Genomic DNA, 8,843 nt, shown 5'->3' with positions numbered 1-8,843 from the left:
CGTCGCTCGCCTGCAGGGTCTCAGCCGCGGCGGTGCCGATCGGGTACTCGAGATCCGACTCATCCACGAACCGGCGGCGGATGAGCGCGGTGCACACGAGGCCGAGCAGCGTGCCCGCGAGGGCGACGGCGAGGAGCTCGACGATGCTCACCGAGTCGGCGAAGCCGAGCATCCAGATGCCGGGGACGGTGAACGCGAGGCCGCCGGCGACCATGGAGCCGGCCGACATGATGACCTGGGTGATATTCGCCTCGTTGAGGCTGCGGCGGCCGACGGCGCGCAGCAGCACGAGGGCGGTGATGGAGGTGAAGATCGTGGGCCACGGCAGGGACCCCATCTTGAGTGCCGTGTAGACCGACGAGGCGGTGATGATGACGCAGCCGACGACCCCGATCGCGATACCCGCGGGGCCGAGCTGCGCTGCGCGGGGCGCGCGTGCGCTCGAAGAGCTCATATGTTCTCCTTCGTATATCCGCTCCCCCGTCCGGGGAGTCGGGTTACGTCACGGACGACACGGTAGTATAGGGCACAGGAATGCGGATACAGCCGTGAAACGGAGGATGCGATGGCGGGAAATCAGGACGCACCGGGTGATGTGCTCGCGGTCGATGTGGGCAATANGCGGACGACGTCGTAGAGGTCGCAGGCGCGGCGCAGGCGCTCGACCCACCACCGGTAGCCGTCGGCGCGCATGCGGTCCCAGCGATACGTGGGGTTGCCCCAGAGCTGCCCCTCGGCCGCCATGTCGTCCGGCGGGGCGCCGGCGCCCTCAAGCACATGGCCGTCCCCGTCGAGCCAGAAGAGCTCAGGCGCGCTCCAGGCGTCGACCGAGTCCGCGGAGACGTACATCGGGATGTCGCCGATGACCTGGATCCCCCGGTCATGTGCATAGGCGAGGAGCTCGCGCCAGGCCGTGTCGAACTTGAATTGGCGATAGGCCTCGAAGCGGGCCCCCTCAGCGAAGCGGGGGTCTTCGAGGAGGTCGGGGCGGTAGCGACGAAGCTCCGAGGGCCACGTCTGCCAGGGCGCTCCCCCCTCGACGTGCTTGACGGCCGTATAGGCGCAGTGGGCATCGAGCCAGAAATCGCTCCGCGCCCGGAACGCCGCGAAGGCGCGGGCCGTCTCGGCGTCTTCCAGGGCCCCGGCCGCGAGCTCGCGACGGNATACGCCCGCGCCCCGCGCGCGCAAGGCGTCGACGAAAGCCGAGGCCACGCCGGCGACGGACGGCACGTCCCCATCCTCTGCGAAGGCAACCGGAGCCGCGACGCGGAAGGCCGCCCCGACCGCCAAGAAGTCGTCAACGAAGCCGGCCGGCAAACCCGCTGCCACCTCGTCCGGCGCCACCACGGGGAAGGATCACGCGCGAACGACAAAGCGCACGCCCGCAGCCACCCGGAAGAAACCAAGCCCTCAGAACGCGACAACGGCGGACCCTGAGCCTGCCGCGTCCGGTGCCGATGGAAAGGCGTCTTCGAAGGCGAAACCGAAAACGGTGCGGAAGCCGTCAGCGAAGCGGTCGAGAACACAGGAGTAGGCACACGGTGAAACGCAGCGAGGGCCCGGCGCACAACCGGGTCCTCGCTGGTATTTGGTGGTCTGAAGGCCTGGTGCCTGCTGGCCATGCCCCCATCGGCCCGGTCGATGCGCTCCGATCCCGAAGCGCATCGAGCACCGTGGTGCGATGGCACAGGACAGGAGTAGAACGTCTTCTTGAAGCGTTTTCACAGGCATTCTGCCAGCATGCGCGGTCGAAAGTAGGTTTTCAATCCCTTGTTGGCCGACACACGAGGTGTCTGGGCTCGGCTGCATGCACAGGATGGGGGCAAAACACCTTTTCATGGAGCATTCGAACATCGCGCCGCAGAAAGGCGCTGGGCGCTTGAGTGCCTACCACCTGGGGACGCAGGCCCCCATGGCTTCCAGGCCTCACTCCCCCTTATGCGGGCAGTTCTCGCAGGTGTGACCCGAGCCGCCGGCGGGCGCGCTCGCCTTCGTTGCCGACGACGAGCCTCCGCGCTGGTCGGTGTTGTAGAAGCCACTGCCCTTGAACTCGATGCCGCTCGCGTTAAAGACCTTGTCGGCCGGGGCGCCGCAAACCGGGCAGGTGACGTCCGGATGCTCGGTCATGCCGTGCTCGACCTCGAACACATGCGAGCAGGACGTGCAACGATAATCGTAGTGTGCCATAGAACTCAAACCCTCTCCGCACCGCACGGGCGTATGACCCATTCAAACGTGTGCACTACTGTACCCGGCTTCGGGCCTCCCCGTCCACTTGGGCGAAAACCTGTGTCCATTCGGTGCGGACCCCTCACCGGTCCGGCCCGTGGAAGCGCCCCGCAGCGCGCACGAGCGCGGCAAAACGTCCCTCGCCCTGAGCCACCTGCTCCTCGGTCGCCTGCCAGCGCCAGTTGCCCTCGGCGACGCCCGGTGTGTTCATACGGCCCTCGCCGCCCAGGCGCAGGATGTCCTGAAGCGGCAGCATCACGAGGGATGCGTCGGTCGCGAGCGCGCTCACGATGAGACTGTCGGCGATCTCGTGGGCGGCCTCCTCGTCCCCTTCCGGCGCGAAGGCGGCGGCGCACCACTCCACCAGAGTCGCGGTGTCATGTGTTGAGGTGTAGAGGATCTTCGACGGATGCGGCTCGATGCCCGCGCGCACGTCGCCGTTCTGGAACTGCAGCACGTCCATCCCCGGGAACCCGCACTGCGTGAGCAGGGCGCGCACGCCGAGCGTCAAGATGCCCAGGTCCTCGGCGATGAAGGGCAGGGGTCCGAGCTCAGCCGCGGCCGCACGGAACAGGTCCGCCCCCGGACCGGCGAGCCAACGGCCCGCGGCGCAAGGCTCCCCTGCGGGGATGCTGAAGTAGTTGTGGAAACCAAGGAAGTGATCGAGGCGGACGACGTCGTAGAGGTCGCAGGCGCGGCGCAGGCGCTCGACCCACCACCGGTAGCCGTCGGCGCGCATGCGGNTAGTTCATCGCCGAATCCAGCTCGTCGCCGAGGAGGTAGCGGCGGAGGCGGCCGTAGCTCACCTTGTTGGAGGCGTCCTCCCACACCTCGCCGAGCACGAGCGCATCCGGACGCTCCGCCAGCGCTGCGGCCTTGATCTCGGCGAGCATCTCATCGCTGAGCTCGTCGGCGACGTCGAGACGCCAGCCGCGGGCGCCCGCGCGCAGCCAATGGCGAACGACCCCGTCCGCTCCGCAGACGAGCTCGCGCACCCGGGGCGACGCGTCGTTCAACGCCGGCATGTTCGCGATGCCCCACCAGCTGTCGTAGCCGCCGTCCTCATGGAAGCAGAAGGCGTCTCGCCAGGGCGAGCCCGGGGACTGCCAGGCGCCGAGGCCGGGGTAGTTGCCGTAGCGGTTGAAGTAGAGCGAGTCGTCGCCGGTGTGGTTGAACACCCCGTCGAGGATGATGGCGATGCCCCGTGCCTCGGCGGCGCGGCAGAGGTCGCGGAAATCGTCCTCGGTGCCGAGGATCGGGTCGATGCGCAGGTAATCGCCCGTGTCGTAACGGTGGTTGCTCGCCGCCTCGAAGATGGGGTTCAGGTAGATGGCCGTGACGCCCAGGTCGGCGAGGCGGTCGAGATCTCCCTCGATGCCCTTGAGCGAGCCGCCGTAGAAGTCCCAGGTCTTGATTGAGCCATCAGGGTTGCGCTCATAGGAAGGGGGCTCGTTCCAATCCTCGACGAGCCGCCGACCGATGCCCGCCCGGGGCGCGGCGAGGGCCGCCTCCGTGCGAGCTCGCCACGCCTGATCGCGCCGGTAGCGGTCGGGGAAGATCTGGTAGACGATACCCCGCTCATACCAACTCGGTCGCGTGGGACGCGGGCGGTAGACCGTGATCTGGAAGGAGGGCGACTCGGGATCCGTGCCCGAGACGCCCTCCCCGCCCACGTGCCCGGCCGGGGCGCCCAGGGTGAGGGTCGTGGCACCCACCTGGGCGATGAAGCGGTACCAGAGGATGCAGGGCTCGGAGGTGCGGAGCTCCGCGGTGAAACGGCTTGGATCCGCTGGATCGGGTGCGCAGGGGATGAGTCCCTCCCCCTCCCCGTCGACCCAGGTGCGGAGCGTGACCTCGGCGGTGGCCGGATCGGCCCCCTCGAGACGGACGGACAGGGAAACGGTGGTCCCTGCGGGCACGGCGCCGAAGGGGGCGCGGTCGCGCGGGGTACGGCTATTGTGAATGAGTCTCATAACGGTCGCTTTCGGTGGCGGGGCAAACAATCCGCATTATACGGTATCGAAACGGAGGTGTCCGTAGGTGAGCAACGGGTAAGCCCTTGCAGCGCAGGGCTGATGCGGACCTGACGTTCCTGCAACACGACGGGCGGGGCCGGTCGCGGCAAGGCCCGGGCGCCGGGGGACGAGCCGATGGCTGCGGGGGGCGGCCGTGCGTGGTGCTCGTTCGTTGAGCGAAGGAAAGGCGCGGCCGCGAATTATGTCCTCTGGATACATGGAAAAGGGGGTTGTTATACAGGATGTCCCTTGGATGCACGGGCATCGAGGGGACATCCTGCAAACGTCTTAGATCCTATTCATGAATTGGCAGGTCAGAGATGCGGGGGCGCAACGACGGGCGCCGTTGCCGGACGGGAGCGCGTGAAAAACCGTTCATGCGGAGGATATCTCGCTTTTCTGCGCTCGAAACCGTTCACCGAGGGGACATCCCGTTTCCCCCGTGCGAAACCGTTCATGGAGAGGACATTCTGCACATGCCGGAGGGCACGTGGAACCGTACGTCACCACGCGGGTATGAACACGCGCCGACGCTCACCTCCGCGCAACAGAGAGTTCTCCAGAGTATCGCCGCGCAACCAAGAGCGCGCCCGGGATGTCGCCGCGCAACAGCGGAAGCACTTCACCCTGCGCCTCCGCACAGCAGCGGCGACGATTTTCAGCGCCATCGCCTATCTCCTTGCGTCGCGCGCCGCGCCCACGCGGTCCCAGTTCGTGCTAGCGCTCCAGCACCACGTGATAGTGCCCGTCGAAATCCCCCGGCGCCGGCACCGTTTGGCTGTGGGAGACCGGCTTGAATGGGGATCCCTCCGCACTCGCAAGGAACGCGTCCACGACCCCGTCGTTCTCAGGCGCGAGCACCGAGCAGGTGGCGTAGACGAGCCGTCCTCCCGATGCGACGCGCGAGGCGGCCTCGGCGAGCAGACGTCGTTGCAAACGGGGCAGGTCATGAAGGACAGTGTTCTCGGTCAGACGCCAGGGGATCTCGGGATGCCGGCGCATGGTGCCCGTCCCTGAGCAGGGAGCGTCGAGAAGCACGGTGTCGAACTGCCGCTTCTCACCCGCCTCGCCGTCGAGTGGCGCCAGGGCACGGTCGAGATCGGTCGCATCCCCGGCAATGACCCGGATGCCGGCGTCGAGCCCCGCCCGCTCCAAGCGGCTGCGGTTGAGCTGGCATTTCTCCTCCGAGAGATCGAGCGCCACATGATCGCGGGAGAGCTCCCGCCGGGCCGCGGCGGCAGCCATCACGAAGGTCTTCGTCCCCCGTCCGGCACCGACCTCCAACAGGGAGCCGGGGCGCACCGCATCGAGGGCGACCCGTTGGGCGTTCACGTCCGAGACGGCGGCGTCACCCCGCGAGAGCGCGCCCGAGCGGATGAGGGAGGCCGCATCGTCCACGATCGCGCATCCTTCGGGGAGGTCCTCGGGCGCCGGNGCCCGCGCGCAGCCAATGGCGAACGACCCCGTCCGCTCCGCAGACGAGCTCGCGCACCCGGGGCGACGCGTCGTTCAACGCCGGCATGTTCGCGATGCCCCACCAGCTGTCGTAGCCGCCGTCCTCATGGAAGCAGAAGGCGTCTCGCCAGGGCGAGCCCGGGGACTGCCAGGCGCCGAGGCCGGGGTAGTTGCCGTAGCGGTTGAAGTAGAGCGAGTCGTCGCCGGTGTGGTTGAACACCCCGTCGAGGATGATGGCGATGCCCCGTGCCTCGGCGGCGCGGCAGAGGTCGCGGAAATCGTCCTCGGTGCCGAGGATCGGGTCGATGCGCAGGTAATCGCCCGTGTCGTAACGGTGGTTGCTCGCCGCCTCGAAGATGGGGTTCAGGTAGATGGCCGTGACGCCCAGGTCGGCGAGGCGGTCGAGATCTCCCTCGATGCCCTTGAGCGAGCCGCCGTAGAAGTCCCAGGTCTTGATTGAGCCATCAGGGTTGCGCTCATAGGAAGGGGGCTCGTTCCAATCCTCGACGAGCCGCCGACCGATGCCCGCCCGGGGCGCGGCGAGGGCCGCCTCCGTGCGAGCTCGCCACGCCTGATCGCGCCGGTAGCGGTCGGGGAAGATCTGGTAGACGATACCCCGCTCATACCAACTCGGTCGCGTGGGACGCGGGCGGTAGACCGTGATCTGGAAGGAGGGCGACTCGGGATCCGTGCCCGAGACGCCCTCCCCGCCCACGTGCCCGGCCGGGGCGCCCAGGGTGAGGGTCGTGGCACCCACCTGGGCGATGAAGCGGTACCAGAGGATGCAGGGCTCGGAGGTGCGGAGCTCCGCGGTGAAACGGCTTGGATCCGCTGGATCGGGTGCGCAGGGGATGAGTCCCTCCCCCTCCCCGTCGACCCAGGTGCGGAGCGTGACCTCGGCGGTGGCCGGATCGGCCCCCTCGAGACGGACGGACAGGGAAACGGTGGTCCCTGCGGGCACGGCGCCGAAGGGGGCGCGGTCGCGCGGGGTACGGCTATTGTGAATGAGTCTCATAACGGTCGCTNCGCGCGGCGAGCGCCTCGATGTGGGCACGCGTCTCCGCCTCGCGGGGCCCCCAGACCGTGACGTTCGTCAAGCGCACGAAGGGCGGGTAGAGCGCCTCCCGCCGCTGGGCGAGGTCGTGCTCGGTGAAGATGGAGCGACGGTGGGTGGTCACCGCACGGATGACGGGGTCGTCGGGCAGGTAGGTCTGGATGATGACCTCCCCCGCCCGCTCGCCGCGGCCCGCCCGTCCAGCCAGCTGCTCGAGCAGGTTGAAGGCGCGCTCCTGGGCGCGGAAGTCGGGCATCTTGAGGGCGTAGTCCGCGTTGACGACGGCCGCGAGCGTGACCTCGGGGAAGTCGAGGCCCTTGGCGATCATCTGCGTGCCGAGGAGGACCGCCTTCGGCGCGGCGTCGAACTCCTCGAGGAGATGCTGGTGGGCGTCCTTGCCGCGCGTGCTGTCGGCGTCCATGCGGATGACGCGGACGTCGTCGGGCAAGAGCTCGATCAGGGCGTCCTCGACCTGCTGGGTGCCGAGGCCCATCTTCGCGAGGTAGCGGCTCCCGCATTTGGGGCAAGCGGAGCCCGGTGCCGGGTAGGGCCGCACGCGGTAGGTGGCCCCGCAGGTGTGGCAGGCGAGCTCATGGGTGCGCTCATGGTAGGTGAGCGCCGTGGAGCAGTGCCGGCACGTGGGCACGCAGCCGCATTCGCGGCACATGAGNGCCGGGCGCCGCGTGCGAGCGCCTCCTGGTAGGCGCGGACCGCGGCGATGCGGGCGGCCGGCTCCAGGCGCTCGAACATGGTGATGCCGTGCAGGTGGTCGATCTCATGCTGCAGGCAGACGCAGAGTAGGTCCCCGGCGGCCTCGTAGCGCATGAGGTCTCCCTCGAGGTTGTACGCCTCCACCACCACGCGGTCGGGACGGCGGATCTCGCAGTTGATGCCCGGAATGGACAGGCAGCCCTCGCTGAAGGGAACGAGCGTATCGGAGCTCTCCACGATCACGGGGTTGATGAGCACGTAGGGGTCGTAATCGTCCGCACCGGTGTAGGTGGTGTCCACGACGACCAGCTGCACGAGCTCGCCCACCTGGGGCGCCGCGAGACCGCAGCCGCCGTCCTCGAACATCGTCTTCTTCATACGCTCGGCGAGCTCGGCGATCTCAGGGGTGATCTCGTCGATCTCAGCGCATTCCTGGCGCAGGCGCGGGTCGGGTGAAAGCACGATACCGTCGACTTCCATCTCAGTCGCGCTCCTTTCTACATCAGATCATAGGCGTCGACATCGACGCTGACATTGATTCCCGGTTTGGCACCCACCCGGCTGAGGGCGCGGGCGAGCGCATCCGAGACATGATACCCAATCGGCGACTTCACAAGGAAATGGAAGCGGTGGCGGTCCTTGGCACGCTCGATCACGCAGGTCGTGGGACCGAGGATCTGTGGAGCCGCGAGGATCCCCGGCTCTGCGGGGGCCTCGGCGACACCCCAGGCGGCCTGCCCGGGCAGGAGCTCGCGCAGGCGCGCGGCGAGCGCCTCGATGTGGGCACGCGTCTCCGCCTCGCGGGGCCCCCAGACCGTGACGTTCGTCAAGCGCACGAAGGGCGGGTAGAGCGCCTCCCGCCGCTGGGCGAGGTCGTGCTCGGTGAAGATGGAGCGACGGTGGGTGGTCACCGCACGGATGACGGGGTCGTCGGGCAGGTAGGTCTGGATGATGACCTCCCCCGCCCGCTCGCCGCGGCCCGCCCGTCCAGCCAGCTGCTCGAGCAGGTTGAAGGCGCGCTCCTGGGCGCGGAAGTCGGGCATCTTGAGGGCGTAGTCCGCGTTGACGACGGCCGCGAGCGTGACCTCGGGGAAGTCGAGGCCCTTGGCGATCATCTGCGTGCCGAGGAGGACCGCCTTCGGCGCGGCGTCGAACTCCTCGAGGAGATGCTGGTGGGCGTCCTTGCCGCGCGTGCTGTCGGCGTCCATGCGGATGACGCGGACGTCGTCGGGCAAGAGCTCGATCAGGGCGTCCTCGACCTGCTGGGTGCCGAGGCCCATCTTCGCGAGGTAGCGGCTCCCGCATTTGGGGCAAGCGGAGCCCGGTGCCGGGTAGGGCCGCACGCGGTAGGTGGCCCCGCAGGTGTGGCAGGCGAGCTC

Annotated in this window: 7 protein-coding genes and 3 pseudogenes; all 10 read right to left on the bottom strand. The window is 68.5% G+C overall.

Annotated elements, in window-relative coordinates; translation table 11 throughout:
* Positions 1-454: OPT/YSL family transporter (locus CAP13_RS09465; RefSeq protein WP_179185041.1), on the bottom strand; the 454-nt coding region annotated here is incomplete at its 3' end.
* 122 nt (positions 455-576) lie between these two features.
* Positions 577-1,212, bottom strand: coding sequence for a 4-alpha-glucanotransferase (locus CAP13_RS09460; RefSeq protein ID WP_425429853.1), 636 nt, complete (start codon positions 1,210-1,212; stop codon positions 577-579).
* A gap of 714 nt (positions 1,213-1,926) precedes the next feature.
* The gene (locus tag CAP13_RS09455) at positions 1,927-2,187 is read right to left on the bottom strand and encodes an FmdB family zinc ribbon protein (protein WP_085830543.1); all 261 of its coding nucleotides are present in this window, start codon (positions 2,185-2,187) and stop codon (positions 1,927-1,929) included.
* A gap of 124 nt (positions 2,188-2,311) precedes the next feature.
* On the bottom strand, positions 2,312-2,968 hold the full coding sequence (locus tag CAP13_RS10430; RefSeq protein ID WP_342743227.1) for a 4-alpha-glucanotransferase: 657 nt from the start codon (positions 2,966-2,968) through the stop codon (positions 2,312-2,314).
* Between the two features lies 1 nt (position 2,969).
* A pseudogene (locus CAP13_RS10425) lies at positions 2,970-4,202 on the bottom strand (alpha-amylase family glycosyl hydrolase); the annotation flags it as partial.
* Between the two features lie 759 nt (positions 4,203-4,961).
* A complete protein-coding gene (locus CAP13_RS09445; RefSeq protein ID WP_245798992.1) occupies positions 4,962-5,642 on the bottom strand; it encodes a methyltransferase domain-containing protein in 681 nt (226 codons plus the stop codon).
* The gene (locus tag CAP13_RS09440) at positions 5,593-6,714 is read right to left on the bottom strand and encodes an alpha-amylase family glycosyl hydrolase (RefSeq protein ID WP_085831329.1); all 1,122 of its coding nucleotides are present in this window, start codon (positions 6,712-6,714) and stop codon (positions 5,593-5,595) included. Before CAP13_RS09440 ends, CAP13_RS09445 begins: the two co-directional genes overlap by 50 nt.
* Positions 6,715-6,730: 16 nt before the next feature.
* A pseudogene (priA, locus tag CAP13_RS09435) lies at positions 6,731-7,429 on the bottom strand (replication restart helicase PriA); the annotation flags it as partial.
* A pseudogene (gene def, locus CAP13_RS09430) lies at positions 7,426-7,944 on the bottom strand (peptide deformylase); the annotation flags it as partial. The pseudogenes priA (CAP13_RS09435) and def, both read right to left, overlap by 4 nt.
* Before the next feature lie 17 nt (positions 7,945-7,961).
* Positions 7,962-8,843 (bottom strand): replication restart helicase PriA (gene priA, locus CAP13_RS09425; RefSeq protein WP_085831326.1); only part of this gene is annotated, 882 nt, incomplete at its 5' end.

It is taken from the genome of Collinsella vaginalis, from assembly GCF_900176655.1.
Classification (GTDB): Bacteria; Actinomycetota; Coriobacteriia; order Coriobacteriales; family Coriobacteriaceae; genus Collinsella; species Collinsella vaginalis.
This window is presented reverse-complemented; position numbering and strand designations above follow the sequence as displayed.